Source organism: Nonomuraea deserti, from assembly GCF_004348685.1.
Classification (GTDB): domain Bacteria; phylum Actinomycetota; class Actinomycetes; order Streptosporangiales; family Streptosporangiaceae; genus Nonomuraea; species Nonomuraea deserti.
Map to the genome: position 1 here is coordinate 1 of NZ_SMKO01000198.1, position 20,265 is coordinate 20,265.

The 20,265-nt window shown below is 72.9% G+C and carries 17 protein-coding genes; 10 read left to right on the forward strand and 7 right to left on the reverse strand.

Annotated elements, in window-relative coordinates:
• The 3 genes from E1292_RS41825 to E1292_RS41835 all read left to right on the forward strand — a co-directional run.
• On the forward strand, window positions 1-1,285 hold a 1,285-nt coding region (locus E1292_RS41825; RefSeq protein WP_246090702.1), incomplete at its 5' end, for an acyltransferase family protein.
• A 426-nt stretch (window positions 1,286-1,711) separates the two neighbouring features.
• Window positions 1,712-2,911 carry a hypothetical protein gene (locus tag E1292_RS41830; protein ID WP_132604835.1) on the forward strand — a complete coding sequence of 400 codons (1,200 nt, stop codon included), beginning with the start codon at window positions 1,712-1,714 and terminating at the stop codon, window positions 2,909-2,911.
• 408 nt (window positions 2,912-3,319) lie between these two features.
• Window positions 3,320-3,661, forward strand: a complete 342-nt coding sequence (locus E1292_RS41835) for a Uma2 family endonuclease (protein ID WP_132604837.1) — start codon at window positions 3,320-3,322, stop codon at window positions 3,659-3,661.
• 93 nt (window positions 3,662-3,754) lie between these two features.
• Here the strand turns inward: E1292_RS41835 and E1292_RS41840 are convergent, their stop codons facing one another.
• On the reverse strand, window positions 3,755-5,035 hold the full coding sequence (locus E1292_RS41840; RefSeq protein ID WP_132604839.1) for an ABC transporter ATP-binding protein: 1,281 nt from the start codon (window positions 5,033-5,035) through the stop codon (window positions 3,755-3,757).
• A gap of 230 nt (window positions 5,036-5,265) precedes the next feature.
• Here E1292_RS41840 and E1292_RS41845 point away from each other — a divergent pair, with 230 nt between their 5' ends.
• From E1292_RS41845 to E1292_RS41865, 5 genes are all read left to right on the forward strand, one after another.
• The gene (locus tag E1292_RS41845) at window positions 5,266-6,735 is read left to right on the forward strand and encodes a glycoside hydrolase family 13 protein (protein ID WP_132604841.1); all 1,470 of its coding nucleotides are present in this window, start codon (window positions 5,266-5,268) and stop codon (window positions 6,733-6,735) included.
• On the forward strand, window positions 6,732-7,757 hold the full coding sequence (locus tag E1292_RS41850) for a LacI family DNA-binding transcriptional regulator (RefSeq protein ID WP_132510016.1): 1,026 nt from the start codon (window positions 6,732-6,734) through the stop codon (window positions 7,755-7,757). The genes E1292_RS41845 and E1292_RS41850 overlap by 4 nt, the downstream gene beginning before the upstream one ends.
• Window positions 7,758-7,869: 112 nt before the next feature.
• Window positions 7,870-8,772: a carbohydrate kinase family protein gene (locus E1292_RS41855; protein WP_132604843.1), complete on the forward strand. Its 903-nt coding sequence runs from the start codon at window positions 7,870-7,872 to the stop codon at window positions 8,770-8,772.
• A 15-nt stretch (window positions 8,773-8,787) separates the two neighbouring features.
• Window positions 8,788-9,699 (forward strand): dihydrodipicolinate synthase family protein, encoded by a 912-nt coding sequence (locus E1292_RS41860; RefSeq protein WP_132604845.1) that lies wholly within the window; start codon window positions 8,788-8,790, stop codon window positions 9,697-9,699.
• 81 nt (window positions 9,700-9,780) lie between these two features.
• Window positions 9,781-10,494, forward strand: a complete 714-nt coding sequence (locus E1292_RS41865; RefSeq protein WP_220447324.1) for a FadR/GntR family transcriptional regulator — start codon at window positions 9,781-9,783, stop codon at window positions 10,492-10,494.
• Here E1292_RS41865 and E1292_RS41870 read toward each other — a convergent pair.
• Window positions 10,491-11,819, reverse strand: a complete 1,329-nt coding sequence (locus E1292_RS41870; RefSeq protein WP_132604847.1) for an MFS transporter — start codon at window positions 11,817-11,819, stop codon at window positions 10,491-10,493. The genes E1292_RS41865 and E1292_RS41870 overlap by 4 nt on opposite strands.
• Before the next feature lie 106 nt (window positions 11,820-11,925).
• Between E1292_RS41870 and E1292_RS41875 the strand changes: the two genes are divergently transcribed.
• Entirely contained in the window at window positions 11,926-12,678 is a 753-nt protein-coding gene (locus tag E1292_RS41875; protein ID WP_132604849.1) for an IclR family transcriptional regulator, read from the forward strand.
• Window positions 12,675-13,580, forward strand: a complete 906-nt coding sequence (locus E1292_RS41880; RefSeq protein WP_132604851.1) for a D-isomer specific 2-hydroxyacid dehydrogenase family protein — start codon at window positions 12,675-12,677, stop codon at window positions 13,578-13,580. Before E1292_RS41875 ends, E1292_RS41880 begins: the two co-directional genes overlap by 4 nt.
• Window positions 13,581-13,870: 290 nt before the next feature.
• Here the strand turns inward: E1292_RS41880 and E1292_RS41885 are convergent, their stop codons facing one another.
• From E1292_RS41885 to glk, 5 genes are all read right to left on the reverse strand, one after another.
• Window positions 13,871-15,895 carry a serine/threonine-protein kinase gene (locus E1292_RS41885; protein ID WP_132604853.1) on the reverse strand — a complete coding sequence of 675 codons (2,025 nt, stop codon included), beginning with the start codon at window positions 15,893-15,895 and terminating at the stop codon, window positions 13,871-13,873.
• A gap of 151 nt (window positions 15,896-16,046) precedes the next feature.
• On the reverse strand, window positions 16,047-17,192 hold the full coding sequence (locus E1292_RS41890) for a cytochrome P450 (RefSeq protein ID WP_132604855.1): 1,146 nt from the start codon (window positions 17,190-17,192) through the stop codon (window positions 16,047-16,049).
• A 219-nt stretch (window positions 17,193-17,411) separates the two neighbouring features.
• A complete protein-coding gene (locus E1292_RS41895; protein ID WP_132604857.1) occupies window positions 17,412-18,230 on the reverse strand; it encodes an IclR family transcriptional regulator in 819 nt (272 codons plus the stop codon).
• A 205-nt stretch (window positions 18,231-18,435) separates the two neighbouring features.
• Window positions 18,436-19,050 (reverse strand): bifunctional 4-hydroxy-2-oxoglutarate aldolase/2-dehydro-3-deoxy-phosphogluconate aldolase, encoded by a 615-nt coding sequence (gene eda, locus E1292_RS41900; protein ID WP_132604859.1) that lies wholly within the window; start codon window positions 19,048-19,050, stop codon window positions 18,436-18,438.
• Between the two features lie 98 nt (window positions 19,051-19,148).
• Window positions 19,149-20,114, reverse strand: a complete 966-nt coding sequence (glk, locus tag E1292_RS41905; protein WP_132604861.1) for a glucokinase — start codon at window positions 20,112-20,114, stop codon at window positions 19,149-19,151.
• Window positions 20,115-20,265 lie beyond the last annotated feature (151 nt).

Below are 20,265 nucleotides of genomic sequence, written 5' to 3' on the forward strand. Positions count from 1 at the left end.
CCCCCACCCGCTTCCGTCCGCCCGGCTCGCCTGGCTGGACGCCCTGAGGGGCATAGGCGCGATGGCGGTGGTGGCCGAACACATGCTGCCCTGGTTCATCCCCCAGCTACGGCCCTACTGGTTCAACATAGGCGTCTACGGCATCCTGGTGTTCTTCCTGGTCAGCGGCTATATCATCCCCGTCTCTCTCGAACGCCACGGCGACGTGCGCGCGTTCTGGTTCAGCCGGTTCTTCCGCCTCTACCCCCTCTACCTCAGCGTCATCGTCGTGGTGCTGGCCCTCGCCTGGTGGGTGCCGGTGCGCGAGGCCGTCCCGCGCGACGCGAGCGCGGTGGCCGCCCACGCGACCATGCTGCTCGACGTCGTCGGCGTCGGAGGTGTGGCCGACACGATGTGGACGCTGTCGTACGAGATGGTGTTCTACCTGCTGGTCACGGCGCTCTTCCTGCTCAGGGGCCACGGTCACAGCGGGCTGCTGGCGATGGTGTTCGCGGGCGGCGCCGTCGTGGTCGGGCTGGTGATGTCGGGGGCGGTCATGGTGGGCGTCTGGCCGGCGTACGTGTCGTTCGCGGTGTTCGCGGCCGGGCTGGCGTGCGTCATCACGGGCAGGTTCCGTACCGCCGCCGCCTGCGCGCTCGGGGTGATGGCGCTGCTGTTGCTGCTGCTGAGCAGCCGGGTCCCGTGGCTGGGCGTGGCGGTGGTCGCGGTGATGTTCGCGGGCACGGCCATCCACCGCTGGGAGCGCGGCGATGGGCGGCTGTGGCCGGTGGCGGTCACCACGGCGCTGGTCGTGATGGCGCCCCTGTGGGCCGTGACCAGCGGCTGGTGGTGGGTGCAGGGTGACGTGTGGCTGACCACGATCGCGCTGGCCGGCCTCACGTTCGCGGGCGGCATGGCGCTGCGCGGGCGGCGGCTGCCCAGGGTGCTCACCTGGCTGGGGACGATCAGCTATTCGCTCTACCTGGTGCACCACCCGCTGCTGAAGTATTTCGTGGCGGTCACCGGCGACCTGCGCAAGGCGGCGCTGCCGGTGCAGATCGGCATGACCGTGCTGGTCCTGGCCTTGATCCTGGCCGGCAGCGCGCTGACCTACCGCTTCGTCGAGAAGCCCATGCAGGAGCTCGGCCGGCGCCTCTCAGGCAGGGGCGGCGACCGGCTCGAGAGCCCGGACGATCTCCGGGCGCAGCCGGAGCACGCGCGCGACGACGGCATCCTCGGCCAGGAGGAAGGCCAGGTGCCTGACGGCGTGCGCGACCACGTGGGCCAGAGCGACGCGCTCAGGTGACGGCGTCGCGGGCGCCTGACCTCGGGCGATCTCCAGGCCGGGCAGCTCGACCGCGGGCAGCCACGGCTCCGGGTCGGGGCACACCGCGTACGTGAGGACGATCTCGCCGGCGGGATCGTAGCGCCAGCTCGTGGAGTGCACGACGGTGGCCGGATCGGCGGCGGTGACCCCGCTGATCCGCCGGGCGGCCTCGTCAGGGCTTTCGCCGGCCTCCGGCTGGGTACGTGCATGCCGGTAGGACCAGCGATCGTCAGAGCCCACCCGCAGCATGAGCGTCTCAACCGAGACCATGTGTCTTCCCGTCACCGCCACCAACTTACTGCCATCTACATGCAGGTGCGTCGCATGCGCATATGCTTCCCGCTCTTGAACAGCTCGGCCCGTACCGGCTGTAGTCGATGAGGTGCGAGAGAGAGGCCGACAGGCATGCCCGGTTCGCTGGTGCTGATGGGGTCAGGGGAGACGAGCCCGACCATGGTCGAGATCCACCGCGCCGCGGCGCGTACCCTGCGCCCGGGGGCACGGGCCGTCCTGCTCGACACCCCCTACGCCTTCCAGGAGAACCGCGCCGACATCTCCGCCCGCGCCTGCCGCTACTTCGCCCGCAGCGTCGGCCTCGACGTCGAGGTGGCGGCCGGCGTCACGGGCGCCGACTGGGTGTTCTCCGGCCCCGGCAGCCCCACGTACGCGCTCGACCGGTGGGCCGCCTCGGGCGTGGCCGGCGACCTGCGGGCCCGCGTGCGCGCCCGCCAGGGGGTGACCGTGCTCGCCTCGGCGGCGGCCTGCACGGCGGGCCTGGCCACCGTGCCGGTCTACGAGATCTACAAAGTGGGCGCCGACCCCCACTGGCGTGAAGGGCTCGACCTGCTGGAGCCGCTCGGCCTGCGGGCCGTGGTGATCCCCCACTTCGACAACGCCGAGGGCGGCACCCACGACACCCGCTACTGCTACCTCGGCGAGCGCCGGCTCTCGCGCATGGAGTGCGAACTGCCGCCCGGCACGGCGGTGCTCGGCCTCGACGAGCACACGGCGCTCGTCATCGACCTGGACGGTGAGTCCGCGCACGTGGCGGGCCGCGGCGGCCTGACCGTGCGGCGGCCCGGCTCGCGGGTCGTCCTGCCCGCGGGCACGCGCACCGACCTCGCCGAGCTCCGCCGCCTGGCCGAGGGCCGCGGCGGCGCCACCGTCCCCCAGCCGTCCACGCGGCCGGCCGGGTCCGGGCCCGCACCCGCCGAGGCGACGCTGGAGGAGACCGCGCGCGCGTGCGAGAAACTCTTCAACGCCGCCGTGGCCGAACCCGACATGGTGGCCGCCGCGCAGGCCGTCCTCGACCTGGAGACCGAGATCGTCAAGTGGGCCGCCGACACCGAGGAGGACTCAGGCGGGGTCGACCAGGCCAGGGAGCTGATGCGGCTGCTCATCGCCCGGCTCGGCGAGCCGGCCTCGACGGCTCGCCTGCGCTCCCTGGGGCTGCGCGCCCTGGTGGAGCCGCTGCTCGCGCTCCGCGCCCGGCTCCGCGACGAGGGACGCTACGAGCTCGCCGACACGCTGCGCGCGGCGCTGCTCGAAGGGGGCGTGGTCGTGGAGGACACCCCCGACGGCCCCCGCTGGACCGCCGCGTCGTGATGACGCGGCAGGTAAAAGCACGGTGACGTGATTCCGTCACTCGACGTGATCACATGGCCACGCTTGGCGCTGTGTCGGCGTGCGTGCAAGACTCGATCCCATGGAAGGCGATGAGGAGATGAGCGCTCTGCCTGCGGACGGCTGGCTGGTCGCCCACCCGCCACCGCGACGTGCCAGGCTCTTCTCCCTCCCACCCACCAAGGATGGTTACACCGTCGAGGACTGGCTCAGACTGCCCGAAACGGGGAGTGGATCGAGTTGATCGACGGGAGTTTCGTCGTGAGTCCCATGCTCGCATACGATCACGCGCTCTGCGCCGGAAGGCTGCGGGCGATCCTGCTCGATGCGGCGCCCGACAAGTTCGAGGTGGTCGAGACAGGCAACCTCCGAGTCTGAGACGACGGGCTCATCCCGGACGTGGTGGTGGGGCATGCCGATGCGATAATCGCGGGCCCTGTCGCGCTTTCCGCGTCGGACGTCGTGTGTGTGGCCGAAGTGGTCAGCCCTGGCAAGGTCAACCGGGAGCGCGACTACACCATCAAACCACCGAGATATGCGGCGGCGGGAATACCCGTGTTCCTGCGGATCGACCTGGAAGGTCACGGCACCCCGCGCGTTGAGGTCTTCCACCTGGGCAAGGGTGCCTACGAGCTGGTCGCGGAGGCGAAGGCGGGCACCGTTCCCACGCTGGACCAGCCGTTCCCGGTCTCGTTCGACCCTGCCGTGCTCACTGGACGACGGCGCCGCTGAGCCACCGCCGGAAGGGCGTGCGGCGGTGAGCGAGTCGCGGCGTTCTCGCGGGCACCTGGCGCGTGATCTTGCCCGCCCGTACACCGGAGCGGGCTATCGGCGCGGGGGGTCGATGCGGGCGCCGTCCAGCGTGAAGATCATGACGCGGCTGAGGTCGACGCCCACCTTGGCGGGGTCGCCGGCGCGCCAGACGGGGTGGTTGCCCAGCCGGACGATGAGGTCGGAACGGCGGTGGATGCCGCTGTTGGGGTGCTGGCCCACCCGCTCCTGCTCCTGGTGCTGCTCCGGCTGCGAGAACAGCCGCTTCACCAGCCCCGTCAGCTTGCCCGATCCGTTCTTCGAGCCGTTGACGCGCCGGGCGGGGTCCGGCGGTTCGGGCACCGGCGCGAACGACATCCCCGACTCGAGGTAGGCCAGCCACTCGTGCCCGTGGTATTCCAGCGCCCGCACCCGCCCGTAGAACGAGGGCCCGTCGTACGTCTCCGGCACCGGCGCCAGCCCGTCGGGGCGCAGGCCGACCAGGACCTGCCCGCCCGTGTGCTGGGAGATCGCGTACGCCCTGGGATCGCTCCACGGCATCGTCAGCCGGTGCGGGCCGAAGTCGAGCATGACGTACTGGTTCTGCGGCGTCCTGACGTTGGCCGCCAACAGGTTCAACTGCTGGGAGTTGAGGAAGGCCGCCACGAAGGCCGTGGCTGGATCGTTGTAAATCTGGGCCGGGGTGCCGACGTCCTGGAGGACGCCGCGGTTGAGGATGGCGATCCTGTCGGCCAGGGTCAGCGCCTCGACCTGGTCGTGGGTCACGTAGATGGTGGTGACGCCGAGCGATCTGACCAGGGCCGAGATCTCCATGCGCAGCTCGGTGCGCATGCCCGCGTCGAGGTTCGACAGGGGCTCGTCCATGAGGAACAACTTGGGCTGGCGGACGATGGCCCGGCCCATCGCGACGCGTTGCCGCTGGCCGCCGGAGAGTGTGCCGGGGCGGCGCTCGAGCGTCTCGTCGATGTGCAGGGCCTTGGAGAGTTCGGTGACGCGCTCGCGCACCATGCCGGGGTCAGCCTTGGCGATCTCCAGGGGAAAGGCGATATTGCCGCGTACTGTCCTGTGCGGGTATAACGCGCCGCTCTGGAACACCATGGCGACGTCACGATCGCGCGGGGCCAGGTGGTTGGCCATCTGGCCGTCGAGCCAGAGCTCTCCTTCGGTGATCTCCTCAAGTCCGGCGATCATGCGCAGCAGCGTTGACTTCCCGCACCCGGAAGGGCCGAGCAGGACGAGGAACTCGCCGGCTTCCGCCCGCAGGCTGAGGCGGTCGACTGCGAGGTAGTCGCCCGGATACACCTTGGTCACTTTGTCGAGAACGACCGAGCTCATGGGCCCACACCTTGCGCGCGTGTCACCTGTGACGGGGGCTGATTGATGAGGTAGTACATCGCGCCTTAACGGTACATGTCCACCCTTGATGTAAAGAATCTCGTTCAGTTGCGTTTCGGTCGGGGGTTATGGGCATCCGTAGGCATTGATTTCCGGTTGATAGGGGTGTGGAAGGGCTTGCGTAAAGTTGCGGAAAGAGCTTTCATGGTCGAAACGTACCGGGGGAGACTATGACCGCATGGTGGCGTGACGCCGTGATCTACCAGGTTTACGTACGCAGCTTCGCCGATGGCAACGGTGACGGAGTCGGCGACCTGATCGGCGTCCGCGATCGCCTGCCGTACCTGGCCGGGCTGGGCGTCGACGCCGTCTGGCTGACCCCGTTCTACACCTCGCCGATGGCCGACTTCGGCTACGACGTGGCCGACTACCGCGACGTCGACCCGCTGTTCGGGACGCTCGCGGACGCCAAGGCGCTCATCGACGAGGTGCACGCGCTGGGGCTGCGGGTGATCGTCGACGTCGTCCCCAACCACACCTCCTCGGCCCACCCCTGGTTCCAGCAGGCGCTGCGTGGCGAGGGCCGTGACCGCTACATCTTCCGCGACCGGCCGAACGACTGGGAGTCGATCTTCGGCGGCCCGGCGTGGACGCAGGTCGAGGACGGGCAGTGGTACCTTCACCTGTTCGACCCCGCCCAGCCCGACCTCAACTGGGACAACGACGAGGTGCGCGGCGAGTTCGAGTCGATTTTGCGGTTCTGGCTCGACCTCGGCGTCGACGGCTTCCGGGTGGACGTGGCGCACGGCATGGTCAAGCCGGAGGGCCTGCCCGACATCGGCCGCGGCAACCAGGCCACGATGGTCGGCAGGGAGCCGGTGCCGTTCTTCGACAACGACGGCGTCCACGAGATCCACCGCTCGTGGCGGCGCGTGCTGGACTCCTACCCCGGCGAGCGGATCGGCGTGGCCGAGGCGTGGGCCCCCACACCCGAGCGGCTGGCCCGATACGTCCGCCAGGACGAGCTGCACCAGGCGTTCAACTTCCACTACCTGTTCGCCCCCTGGGACGCGGCCGGGCTGCGCGAGGTGATCGACTCCTCGCTCACCACGGCCGGCTCCGTCGGCGCGCCCACCACCTGGGTGCTGTCGAACCACGACGTCAAGCGGCACGTCACCCGCTACGGCAGCCTGGCCAGAGCCCGCGCCGCCGCGCTGCTCACGCTCGCGCTGCCCGGTTCGGCCTACGTCTACCAGGGTGAGGAACTGGGCCTGCCGGAGGTGCTCGACCTGCCGCGGGAGTTGTGCCAGGACCCGCAGCGGCTGCGCGACCCCGACAGCGGCCGCGACGGATGCCGCGTCCCGATGCCGTGGACGCGCGAGTCCGGCTGGACCCGCCCGTGGCTGCCCATCCCGGAGGAGTGGGCGGAGCTGAGCGTGCAGGCCCAGCGGGGCGTGGCCGGCTCGACGCTGGAGCTGTACCGTACGGCGCTGCGCCTGCGGCGCGACCTCCGCGGCGAACTGACCTGGCACGAGTCGCCCGCGGGCACGCTGTTCTTCTCCAGGGGCGACTTCGCCTGCACGGTCAACCTCACCGCGGACCCCGTGGACTTCGAGGTCGACGGGGAGCTTCTGCTGGCCTCCGACGTCCCCGGCGCAGCCGATTCGGCGGCGTGGTGGAAAGTAAAGTGTGTGGCATGAACGGTCACGCTCGCCTAGCCGACATCGCCGCCCAGGCCGGGGTGAGTGAGGCCACGGTCAGCCGGGTGCTCAACGGCAAACCCGGCGTCTCGGCCGCCACCCGCCAGGCGGTCATGACGGCGCTCGACCTCATGGGCTACGAGCGGCCGCCCCGGCTGCGGCAGCGCAGCAACGGGCTGATCGGCCTGGTGACGCCCGAGCTGGACAATCCGATCTTCCCCGCCTTCGCCCAGGCCATCGAGAAGGCGCTGACCCAGCACGGCTACACGCCGGTGCTGTGCACGCAGCTGCCGGGCGGCGCCCCCGAAGACGAGTTCACCGAGCTGCTGGTGGATCGCGGGGTCAGCGGCATCGTGTTCGTGTCGGGCCTGCACGCCGACACCACCGCGCGGATGGACCGATACACCCGCCTCACCGACCGCGGGCTGCCGATCGTGCTGGTCGACGGCTACAGCGAGCACATCGACGCCCCCTTCATCTCGCCCGACGACCGCCTGGCCGCGCGGCTGGCCGTCCAGCACCTGGTCGACCTGGGCCACGAGCGCATCGGCATCGCGCTGGGGCCCCACCGGTTCGTCCCCGTGATCAGGAAGATCGAGGGCTACAAGCAGGCCATGGCGCAGCTGCTCGCCACCTCCGACGTCGACGAGCTGATCGCGCACTCGCTGTTCTCCGTCGAGGGCGGGCAGGCGGCCGCCACGCAGCTGCTGGCCCGCGGCTGCACCGGCATCGTGTGCGCGAGCGACCTGATGGCGCTGGGCGCGATCCGCGCCTGCCGGCAGAAGGGGTTGTCGGTGCCGGGCGAGGTGTCCGTGGTCGGGTTCGACGACTCGCCGCTGATCGCGTTCACCGATCCGCCGCTGACCACCGTACGCAAACCGATCGGCGCGATGGCCTCGGCGGCCGTGCAGACGCTGCTCGAAGAGGTCAACGGCGCCCCCGCCAAACACGTCGAGCTGATCTTCCAGCCGGAGCTCGTCGTCCGCGGCTCCACCGGCTCGGGCCCCCTGGTCAACCGGTGAGGCGGGGCAGCGCCGTGGCCCGGAGGAGGAGCGGCGGGAGCGCGGCGACCAGAGCGACGACGGAAGGCGGCGGCCGCGGGGCGACCGGACCCGCCGCCACGGAGCGGAGGCCATGAACACGCACGACATCCTCGTCCTCGGCGGCGCCGGGGTCGACACGACGGTCTACGTGCCCGAGCTGCCGCTCCCCTACCGCGACACCTACCAGGTGCCTCCGGTCGTGGACCGGATCGGCAACACCGGCGCGGGCGTGGCGCTGGGCTGCCACGCGCTCGGCCTCGGAGTCGCGTTCGCCGACCTGATCGGCGACGATCCGCAGGGCGCGCTGGTCCGCCGGGCGCTGGGGGCGGTCGAGTTTCGCTGGGCGCGTGCCGAGGCGGGCACCCGGCGCAGCGTTCTGCTCGTGGGCCCGGACGGGCGCCGGACCTCGTTCTACGACGCGAAGGTCACGCCGGGCGAGCGCCTGCCGCGCGAGCTCTACGCGGACGTACGCCCCAGGCACGTGCACCTGTCGATCATGGACTTCTGCCGCCACGCCCTCGACGACTTCGACGGCGTCCCGATCTCCACCGACCTGCACGACTGGGACGGCGCCTCCGACTACCAGAAGGACTTCGCCTACCGCGCCGACCTCGTGTTCATGTCGGAGGCCGCGCTGCCGGATCCGGCCGGCGCCATGCGCGACCTCATCGCGCGCGGGCGCGCGCACGCGGTCGTGTGCACGCGCGGGGCCGACGGCTGTCTCGTCCTGACGCGCGGCTCCGGCGTGCGCGCCTTCCCGGCCGCGCCGCTGCCGGGGCCGGTGGCCGACAGCAACGGCGCGGGTGACGCGTTCGTCTCCGGCTTCCTGTACGGCACGGTGAACGGCAGGCCGCTGGAGGAGTGCGTGCGGCTGGGCTCGATCGCCGGCGCGCACGCCTGCACGGTCACCGGCACCCACGAGTCGCCGATCACGGAGACCTCGCTGCTCGCGAGGGTCGCCGCTGCGGGCGGGGCACCTCGTCAGGTCATGTGATAGTACGATTGGTCCGTGCTCGATCTCGTACGCGGTGTCTCTCCCGTCCTCGAGGTGCCCTTCCACGACGACGGCTCCCTCGACCCCGACGGCTTCGTCAGGGTGGCCGCAGAGGTGCTGGCCACGGGCGTCACCTCGGTCATGTTCCCCGGCTTCGCCGGCGAGTTCCACAAGCTCGACGACGCCGAGCGCGAGCTGCTCACGACCCTGCTCCTCGACGTCACCCGCCCGCGCGACGACGTGGCCGCGATCGTCTCGGTCCCCGACCACGCCACCTACCACGCGGTCGCGCAGGCCGTACGCGCCGCCGAGCGGGGCGCCGACGCGATCAACCTGCTCCCGCCGCACTTCATGAGCCCCTCTCGCGAGGCCGTGCTGGCGCACGTGCGCGCGGTGCTGGCCGCGGTGGCGCCGCTGCCGGTCGTCCTCCAGTACGCCCCCGCCCAGACCGGCACCGCGCTCGACGCCGGCACGCTGCACCGGCTCGCCGCCGAACATCCCAACCTGCGCTGGGTGAAGGTCGAGTCGGCGCCGCCGGGCCGGCTGGTCGCGGCGCTGGCGGAGGGGGAGCGGCCGCTGCCCGCCCTGGTCGGCAACGCCGGGCTGCACCTGCCCGACGCGCTGCGCCGCGGCGCGGTCGGCGTGCAGCCGGGCTGCTCGTTCACCGATCTCTACGTGGAGCTGTGGCGGCGCTGGGAGAGCGGCGACGAGGAGGGGGCGCTGGCCCTGCACACCCGCATGCTGCCCTACCTGTCCTACTGGATGCAGGGTGTGGAGCTGATCGTCGCCGCGGAGAAGGAGATCTCGCGCCGCCGCGGCTGGATCGGCTCGGCGCACTGCCGGGCCCCCGGCCACCGGCTCGACGAGGAGGAACACCGGATGATCGGCCGGTTCGTCGAGGAGTTCGAGCTGGCGCCGGCGGCCTGATCGCCGGCGGGGCGGTCACCGGGCCGGCCCGCATGCCTTCATGACACCCTTGACTGACCCCTTCCAGTGACGGAGAGCGGCGTGGAGCTACAGGGCCTGCACGGGCAGGTGGTCGACAGGATCGGCGGTTCGCTCGCGGCGGGTGAGCTGCGCGCCGGCGACGTGCTGCGCCTGGAGGACGTCCAGGAGCGGTACGCCGTCTCGCGCACGGTCGCCCGCGAGGCCGTGCGCGTGCTGGAGTCCAAGCGGGTGGTAACCAGCCGCCCGCGCATCGGCGTCACCGTGCGCCCGATGAGCGCCTGGAACCTCTACGACCCCCAGGTGATCCGGTGGCGGCTCGCCTCACCCGGGCGCGCGGCGCAGCTGCGCGAGCTGGCCGAGCTGCGCGCCGCGGTGGAGCCCGCCGCCGCGGCGCTGGCCGCCGGCCTCGCGGGGCAGGGCGTACGGCAGGAGCTGATCGCTCACGCGCAGGCACTGACGAGCGCGGCGCGCGACGGCGACAGCGAGGGGCTGGTGGCGGCCGACGCCGCCTTCCACCGCGTGCTGCTCGCCGCCTCGGGCAACGGCATGTTCGCCCAGCTCGCCGAGGTGACCGAGGAACTGCTCAAGGCCCGGCGCGACCTGTTGCTCCTGCCCGAGCGGCTCGACACGGCCGCCGTCAGGCGGCACCTCGACGTGGCCGAGGCCGTCGCGGCGGGCCGCAGGGCGGAGGCGGCCGAAGCGGTGCGCTCGATCGTTGAGTCCGCCCGCGACGAGGTCGAACGCCTTCTCGACGGCGACGCCACGCTCGCCTAGGCCGGGTCGCGCTCACTCGCGGCAGCGGTCTCGGCGGCCAGCCGTCCGGGCGCCGTGAACGGCGCCGACGCCATCGCCACGACCGCCCCCAGGAACATGGCCCCCGCGATGACGAGCAGCGGCGCGTCGAACGACCCCGTGGCCTCCTTGACCACCCCGATCAGCGGCGTGACCGCCAGGCCCGCGATGTTGGCGACGGAGTTGATGAGCGCCACCCCGGCCGCCGCGGCCACGCCCGTCATGAACGACGTGGCGCTGCCCCACAACGCGGGCACGGCCGACCACGCGGCCCCGGTGGACAGCGCCAGCAGCGCGAACCCGAGCACGCCCGGCCCGGCCAGCACGCTGCCCACCAGCATCACCCCGGAGGCCGCCATCGGCACCGCCATGTGCAGCGCGTGCCTGCCCCGCCGGTCGACGCCGCGCGCCACGAGCACCATCGCCACCACGGCCAGCGCGTACGGCACCGCGGTCAGCAGCGCGGTCACGAAGTCGCTCGGCTCGCCGAACCCGCCCTGGATCACCTGCGGCATCCACAAGGTCAGCCCGATGCTGTTGAAGGAGTAGAGGAAGAAGAAGAGCGCCAGCAGCAGCACCCCGGGGCTGGACAGAGCCTGCCGCACGGAGATCGCCCGCTGCCCGTCGATCTCCGCCTGCTCGCGCGCGAGCCGTTCGACGAGCCACGCGCGCCCGCGCTCCGGCAGCCACCCGGCCTCGCGCGGCTCGTCGGTGAGGGACCTCAGCACCACGAACCCGAGCGCGACGGCGGGCACGCCCTCGATGACGAACAGCCACTGCCATCCGGCCACGTCGAGGAACCCGTCCATCTTCATGATGAAGGCGCTGATGGGCGCGCCGATGACCGTGGCCAGCGCGGCGCCGATGTAGAAGCGGCCCATCGCCCGCCCCCGGTGGCTGGCGGGGAACCAGCGGGCCAGATACCAGATGATGCCCGGCGTGAACCCCGCCTCGGCGGCCCCGAGCAGCAGTCGCACGATGATGAACGACTTCTCGCCCTGCACCAGGGCCATGCACGCCGACACGATCCCCCAGCTGATCATGATGCGCGCGATCCAGCGGCGGGCGCCGATCCTGGCCAGCACGATGTTGCTGGGCACCTCGAAGATCACGTACGTGACGAAGAACATGCTGACCCCGAGCCCGAACTGCGCGGCGGTCAGCCCGATCGCCTCGTTCATGCTCAGGGCGGCGACCGAGACGTTCGACCGGTCGATGTAGGCCACGAGGTAGCAGATGACGATCAGCGGCATCAGGCGGCCGGTCACCCGGCGCATGGTCTCTCGCTCAAGCTCGCCGACGCTCATCCCGTGACCTCCTGTGCAACATATGCACACTGTGAATTAATGGTGTTACCATTACCCTGCTGCAGGTATTCGGTCGTGTCAACACCGCTGTAAAGGGCAGAGCCTGATGTCGCAGACCGTGAGCAGGGCGACCACGATCCTCCAACTGGCGTGCGACGGCCCGCGCAGCCTCGCGGAGATCGGCGACCGGCTCGGCGTGCACCGCACCACCGCGCTGCGCCTGCTCCACACGCTCGCCGAGGCCGGATTGGTCCGGCGGCTGCCGGACGGCACGTGGGGCGCGGGGCGCGGGCTCGCCGCGCTGGCGGCCCGCGCCGGCGGCCAGTTCGGGCTGCGTGACCTCGCCCACCCGCACCTCGCCGCGCTGCAGGAGTCGACCGGCCACACCGTCCACCTGGCCGCCCTGCGCGAGAGCACGATCGTCTACGTCGACAAGATCTCGCCGCCCGGTCCCATACGCATGTACGCCCGCATCGGGCGGCCCGTCCCCCTGCACACGGCGGGCGTGAGCAAGGCGATCCTCGCCCACCTGCCCGCCGCCCACGCCGACGAGGTGCTGGAGGGCTGGGAGTTCACCCCGTACACTCCCGCTACGCTGATCACCAGGGCCGCGCTCGACCAGGAGCTGCGGGCCGTGCGCGAGCGGGGGTGGGCGGCCGATGAGGGCGAGTTCGAGGAGTTCGTCCACTGCGTGGCCGTGCCCGTGCGCAACGCCTTCGGCGACGTGACCGCTGCGGTCTCGCTGACCGCGCTGCGCGCCCAGGCCGGTCGCGCCGCCCTGCACGCCCTGCTCCCGTCGGTGCGCCGGTGCGCCGGTGCCATCGCGGAGCATCTCGGTTACCAGGAGGAACCATCATGACCGTCGCCGTCCACGTCGGCCCCGAGCCCGTGCCCGTCCTCGTCGAGGCCGTGGAGCGGGCGGGCGGCAAGGCCGTCCCGCTGGAGCAGGCCGAGGCGATCGTCTACTACGGCAGCGACGACCCCGCGGAGATCCGGGCGATGATCCACGACGGCATCCGCTGGGTGCAACTGCCGCACGCCGGCGTCGAACGATGGGCGGCCGCCGGGGTCATCACCGAGCAGCCGGTCTTCACCGCCGCCGCGGGCGCCTACGGGCCGGCCGTGGCCGAGCACGCGCTGGCCCTGATGCTGGCGGCCGCGCGCGGGCTGCACCGGCACGCCAGGGCCACCTCGTGGGGGCCCAACACCTCGAAGGTGTTCGCCGGCTCTACGGTCTCGATCGTCGGCTTCGGCGGCATCGGGCGGGCGCTCATGCGGATGCTGGAGCCGTTCGGCTGCCGGGTCCTGGCGGTCACCGACAGGGGAGAGGCGCCGGGGGCGGCGCAGATCGTGCCGCGCGCCCGCTACCGCGAGACGCTGCCCGAAGCCGCCTACGTGGTGGTCGCGGCACCCGCCACCCCGCAGACCCGGGGGATGTTCGGGGCGCGCGAGTTCGGCCTCATGCGTTCGGACGCCTGGCTGGTGAACGTCGCGCGGGGCGGGCTCGTGGTGACCGACGACCTGGTCGACGCGTTGCGCGCGGGCAGCATCGGAGGCGCCGCCCTCGACGTCACCGACCCCGAGCCGCTGCCGGACGGGCATCCGCTGTGGCAGCTGGACAACGTCCTCATCACACCGCACTGCGCCAACCCGCGCGACGCCTACTGGCACGGGCTGGCCGAACGCGTCACCGCCAACGTGCGCCGCTTCGCCGAAGGCGCCCCGCTCGAAGGCGTGGTCTCCCCGTCCCAGGGCTTCTGACCCCGCCCTCCACTTTCCTGACTTCGCACGGCCCAGCCATGCCGGTCATCCGGCCTCCCAGGCGAGCGACGCGAGGGAGCGCCCCCGCCGGGCGACGGAGGCGCGCCGGGCAGGCGCCGCGGGCGCGTAAGGCGGGTGGGGGCGTTCCCTGCGGGTGGTGCGGGCCGGTTCTCCGGCGGTGAGCCGGGCACGGCGGCGGGCGCTTCCTGCGGGTGGTGCGGGCCCGTTCTCCGGGCGGTGAGCTCGGCGTGGCGGGAGGGTCCGGAAGGCGGGTGGCGCGGGTGGACGTGTCAGGCGCGCGACGGGTGGTGGCGGGCGGCCGGGGCAGCGGCGTCGGGCTGGTCGCGCAGGTTGATCCGCGCGCCCGCGCTCAGCCCTGAGTCGTGCACCTCGAGCCCCACAGGCGTGAGGCCCTTGGCCAGCTCGAACACCAGGGTGCCGGTGAACGACCGCCCGGCCTCGATCCGGACCGGCGTGATCTCCTTGCCCGCCTTGTCGAGCAGCCTGGTGCCGGCGTGCGCCACATCGTCCTCGTCGATCAGCTTCTGCTGCCCGGGGTAGAGCACGCGGGCGTCAGGGCCGACGTTGTCGATCTTCACGCCGATCCGGCAGACCCGTTCGGCCGCGGACTTCGCGGGCTTGGGACACTTCGTGCTCGTCACGGCGAACTTCAGCTTGCCGTCCTGCACGGGCCCGTCCGCACCGGCCGCGGGAGGCGGGCGGAACACCCAGGCCAGCACGGCCAGCAGCAGCACCAGCAGCACCGCCGCGACGACCAGGACGGTCAGGCAGCCGGCGAACACGCTGCGCTTGCGCGCGGGCGGCCGGTAGCCGGGCAGCGGGCCCTGCCCGGTCACCGCGCCGGTCACCGCGCCGCTCACCGGGCCGGTGACCGCGTGGTGCGGCGGCGCCTGGCCGGTCCGGTGGTGCGGCAGCGGCCCGCGCCCGGTGGAGAGCGGGCCGGTGTGCTCGGGATGCGGCGCCTGCGGGCCGCGCGCGGTGCGCGGCAGAGGCCCGGTCCGCTCCGGATGCGGCTGGCGGCCCTGCCCGGTCGCCGTGGGCCCGGTGCGTTCCGCGGGCGGCGGCGGTTGCGGCCTCCGGCTCGAGCCGGGTGTGGGGCCCGTCCGCTCGGCGGGCGGGACCTGCTGCGGGCCGCGGCCGGAACCGGATGTGGGACCGGTGCGTTCGGCGGGAGGGGGCTGGCTCGGCCGCCCGCCCGCGCCGGGCAGGGGACCGGGCCCCGTGCGCTCGTGGTGGGCCTGCTGCGGGGCACGACCGTCCGGGCGCCGCGCCTGAGTGCCGCGGCCGGCCGCCTCGGGCTGCGGGCCGCGGTGGGCGGTCTCGGGGTGGCGGTGCGGAGGGGGCGAGCCCGGCGCGGGCCCGGCACGGTCGGGCGGCGGGCGGTGCGGCGCCTGCGGCATCAGCGGCCCGAACTCCGACGGGTTCCACGCGTTGGTCAGATGCTTGGTCGCGGCCAGCTGCGCGGCCGGCTCGTCGGCCGCCTCCACCAGCTCCAGCAGCAGCTGCCTGGCCGCGGGCCGCCGCGCGGGGTCGGGGTGGATGGCCGCCGCCACCAGCCGGTCGAGCGGGGCGGGCAGCCCTCGCAGGTCGGGAGGCGCGGTGCGGGCCCTGGCCGCCATCACGTAGGCGTCGCCCTCGCCGAACGGGTGCCCGCCGAGCCCCGCGTACGCGATGAGCGAGCCCCACGCGAACACGTCGCCCGCCGGGCTCGTACGCCCTTCGAAGACCTGCTCGGGAGCGATCCACCCGGGCGTGCCCATCACCATGTTGGCGTTGGTGTGCCGGGAGTCGACGTGCGTCGAGCGCGCGAGCCCGAAGTCGATCACCCGCGGCCCGGCCAGCGTCAGCATCACGTTGGCCGGCTTGAGGTCGCGGTGCACCAGCCCCGCCGCGTGGATGGCGGTCAGCGCGGCGGCCACGCCCACGGCCGCGGCGTGCAGCACGGACGGCGACAGCGCGCCGTGCTCGATGAGGTGGTTCTCGAGGGAGATGCCGTCGATGTACTCGGTGACGAGATAGAGGCGGCCGCGGTCCTCGCCGTGGTCGAGCACCCGCGCCGTGCAGAACGACGCCACCTTGCGCGCGTTGGACACCTCTTCGTGGAAGCGCGCGCGGTAGACCGGGTCGGCGGTGAAGTCACGCCGGATCGCCTTGAGCGCCACCCGTGACCCGTCGGCGGCCTTGGCGAGGTAGACCACACCCATGCCGCCGGAGCCGAGACGGCTGAGCAGCTCATAAGGGCCGATCGCCGGCGGATCGTCCGGCTTCAGCGGAGAGCCAGCGGAGCGCCCCAACGTCGCCGTCCTCTCGCCGTCGTCATCCCGTCTCAACCCGAACCGATCCTCCGCCCCGGCCGGTCGTCATGCCGCGACCCGCACCGTTCCGCCGCACGGCATCCCGTTTGTACCCAAGACTCTAACGGAGGAAGGGCCCACTCGTTGGCCACTAGGCGTGAGCAGGCTTGCGGCGCGCGGGGATCATCGTCACCCGCAGCCGCGCGAGGTCGAGCGCGTGGGGCAGCGGCCGGTGCGGCGAGATGAGCCGCCCGACCGGCTTGGGCCGGGAGCCGCGCAGGATGCCCGCCAGGAAGGCCGTGCCGACGGCGAGCGTCAGGTGCACGCCCTCGCAGCCCGGTCTGGCCCACCACTCCCCGGCGGCGGTGCCGTCCAGCCAGATCTCGGGTGCGAACGTGTTCGCGTAGGGCAGGCGCGGGTTGCGCTGGTGGACGGCCATCGGCACCAGGACGGTGGTGCCGGCGGGCAGGGCGGCGCCGTACCAGGAAGTCTCCACCGTGGTGACACGGGTCAGCGCCGGCACAGGCGGCCACAGGCGCTGGCCCTCGCGCAGGCAGGCGCGCAGATGGCAGGGGTCGGTGCGTGCGGCCTTGCGGTGTGCCGGGTGGGCGGCCAGCAGGGCGAGGGTCTGCATCAGGCCGGGCGCGGTCACGCCGAGCCCCATCAGCCAGAACGCCGCCTGCATGAGCCCGCGCGACTCGGCCTGCCCGGGGGTCTCGGCGATCAGCCCGGCCAGGCTGCCCGGCTCGGCGCGGCGCAGGTGGTCGATGATCCGGGCGTCGTAGCGGCCCGACAGGAGTTGCTGGCGCCGCCTGGCCCGCAGCCGTCCTGCCCGCGTGAGGTCCGCCAGCAGCCGGGTGAGCTCCTCGTCACCGGCCGCGCCGTCCCCGTAGACGCAGCGCCGGGCGACGCGCTGCCAGCGGCCGTTGAGCCGCGCGTAGTCCACCACGCCCTCGGTGAGCTCCTTGGCCTCCTCGCGGGCGATCTCGATGAACGCCGGGCGCAGCACGTCTGTCGGCAGCCCCAGGGGTCGCGTCTCGACGGCCGGCGCGTACGCGTCGTCGTCCTCGGCCAGCACCCGTAGCGCGTCACGCTTGGACATGATCAGCAGCGCCGGGCCGCGCGGGCCGCGGACCAGGACGGGGCGGCCGCCGTACCTGGCTTCGAGCTCCGACAGCAGCGTGCGGGAGCGCAGCAGGTCGCGCCCTGGCGTGAGGTGCGGCGTGCCGGGCGGGACGAGGGCGGCCTTGAGGCGCAAACTCTCCAGCGCGGTGGCCCTGGGCAGCCCTCTAGGCACGCGCGACCTCCCGGAGTCCGGCCGGCGCCCGCGAGTCCCGGGCCTGGTGGGCCCTGAGCCCCGAGCCCGCGGGCGCCTCCTGGATGGCCGGAGCGGGGAGGAAGTTCATATGCCGATGTGATCGCCGCGGGCCCCCGTTCGCAATCTGGGGTTTCGGTCAACGGAACGCTTGCGGTTCCCCGCGCCGGAGGTGTTCCGGTGACCGGAACACCTCCGGCGTCACGGAACACGCAGCGGCCAGGAGCAGCTGGAGGGGGAGAGCGCGGCCGAGATGGCCTGGGCGGCGCCGCGCACGGAGATGCCGAGCCTGGCGAGCTGGGCCGCGTGCGCGGGCGCGGCCACGCCCAGCGCCATGCACACCGTGCCCGCGGGCCCGAACACGGGCGCGGCCACGCAGGCCACGCCCTCGGTGTACTCCTCCTGCGCGTACGCCACGCCGTGCCTGCGGACCTGGGCCAGCTCGCGTTCCAGCCCGGTCAGGGTGGTGACGGTGCGGCGCGTCCAGCGTTCGAAGGGGCCGCGCGCCGTCAGCTCGTGGCGCAGCCGGGGATCGAAGGCCAGCAGCGCCTTGCCCGTGGCCGTGCAGTGCAGCGGCGCGCGGTCGGTGCCGTCGGAGCGCGAGTCGACGCGGTTGTGACCGTAGAGGCGCTCGACGTAACGGGCCTCCAGGCCGGCGGGCACGGCCAGGTTCACCGTCTGCCGGGTGGCCTCGTACAGGTAGAGCAGGTACGGCAGCACCACCGCGCGAGTGCCCGGCACGAGGGCGCGGGCGGTGCCGGCCATCGCCTCCAGCACCTCGCCGGGCACGTAGCCGTTGCCGACCCGGCGAGCCAGCTCGCGGGCGCACAACACGCCGAGGATGCGGTGCGCGGTCGACTTGGGCAGCCCCGTGCTCCGGCACAACTCCGACAGGCTCACCGGGCGGGCGGCCGCGCTGAGCGCGAGGAGGATGTCGATCCCGCGCTCCAGGCTGCCCGGCTGCGCCGCCCGGCGGTCGTCCGTGACGCCCTGTTCGTGACCGGCCGTCTGTGTCGGCATGACTGTCCTTTCGCTTTCCGAGGAGCGAAAGGGGCTTCCCGGGGCCGCGGTTGTGCATGCCTTGACCTACCCGGTTGACCGTCCGTTGATACCCCGTCAACGCGGGTTGATGATCTTCGCGAATCCGGAAATGGCCACGTCATAGGGGGTTCTAGGCCTTTGGCCGGGTCTGCGGGGCATGCGCGCGTACGCCCGCTTCCGGACGCTACTTCAGCGCGGCGGCCTCCGACGCGAGCTTCTCGACCCGGCCCCAGTCGCCCGCCGCGAGCGCGTCGGCCGGGGTCAGCCAACTGCCGCCGACGCAGCCCACGTTCGGCAGCGCGAGGTAGGCGGCCGCCGTGTCCGCACGGATGCCGCCCGTCGGGCAGAACCGCACGTCCGGCAGCGGCCCGGCCAGCGCCTTGAGGTAGGGGACGCCGCCCGCGGCCTCGGCGGGGAAGAACTTGAGCTCCTTGATCCCGCGCTCGGCCAGCGCCATCGCCTCCGACACGGTGGCCGCGCCCGGCAGGTAGGGGACGCCGCTCGCGTCCAGCGCCTCGACCAGCGACAGGGTGGTGCCCGGCGAGACCAGGAACCTGGCCCCGGCCGCCACCGATGCTGAAATATCGTCAGAAGTACGGATCGTGCCGGCGCCCACGGTCGCCTCAGGCACCTCGGCGGCGATCCTGGCGAGCGCCTCACGGGCGACCGGCGTGCGCAGGGTCACCTCGATGACCGGCAGGCCCCCGGCGACCAGCGCCCTGGCCAGCGGCACGGCGCTCTCCACGTCGTCGATCACCACGACGGGGATCACCGGGGCGAGATCGAGCAGACTACTCATACGTTCTTCTCCTCGTCGGCCCCGTCAGGGACCTTCCGTACTGAAATTTCCGGCCCGCGCCACCAGCGGGGCCGCCTGAGACGCCTGGGGACGCGGCCTCAGCCCACCGGTTCCCTGCGCGCGCGGCCGCTCAGCCAGGCGGCCGCGCCCGTCAGCGCCGGCTGCGGCGCGACGATCAGCGCCGTCCCGATGGCGGAAAGGTAGCCCGCCATGTCGGGATTGGCGGTGAACCGCGTACGGAAGCCGCTGGCACGCACGCGCTCCACGATACGGGGCAGCACTCCGCCGCCCAGGTAGACCCCGCCCTTCGCGCCCAGGGTCAGCGCCACGTCGCCGGCGAAGCCGCCCAGCATCCCGCAGAACACCTCGACCGTCTCGGCGCACAACGAGTCGTCGAGCCTGGCCACGATGTCCGAGGCGGTCAGCTCGGGCGCGGCGACCCCGTTCACCTGGGCCAGCGCACGGTACAGCCGGACCAGGCCCGGCCCCGACAGCACGTGCTCGGCCACGACGTGCGGCAACCCCTGCGACTGGAGGACCCGCACGATCTCGAACTCGCGCCGCTCCACCACCGGCACCGTCACGTGCCCGCCCTCGCCCGGGATCGGCGTCCAGCCCCGCTCCGCCGGCACCAGACCGCCCACGCCCAGCCCGGTGCCCGGCCCCAGCACCGCCTTGACCCCGTGGCGGAGACCGGGCCCGCCCAGGTGCACCAGGTCAGCGCTCTCCAGGTGCGGCAGCGACACCGCCAGCGCCTCGAAGTCGTTGAGCAGCCGCGCGTACGGGATGCCGAGGTCGCGCACGGACCCGGCCCACGGCGAGTTCGTGAGCCGGTAGCGGTCACCGTCGATCGGCCCCGCCACGGCCAGGCAGACCGCCCCCGGCCGCACCCCGCCCGCGTGCTCCGCGAGATAGGCGTCCACGGCTTCGGGCAGCGTGGCGTACGCGGCCCCTGCCAGGACCGCGACGTTCGACGGCCGCGCTCCCAGCGAGGAGACCAACCCGAACCGGGCGTTGGTCCCCCCGATGTCGGCGACCAGCCAGGGAAGGTCGAAGGCGCTCACGCATACCCCCGGCGTCCACTCGCCGTCCTGGACGGCCGTGCGGCTTTCGCCGTCCGGAGCGGTCGTGCGCCTGCGCCGGACCGGCTCGTCACCGGGCGAGTCCGGCGGGGTGGGCGGCCACGGGGGCGCCGGCCTCCAGGTGGGAGGAGCC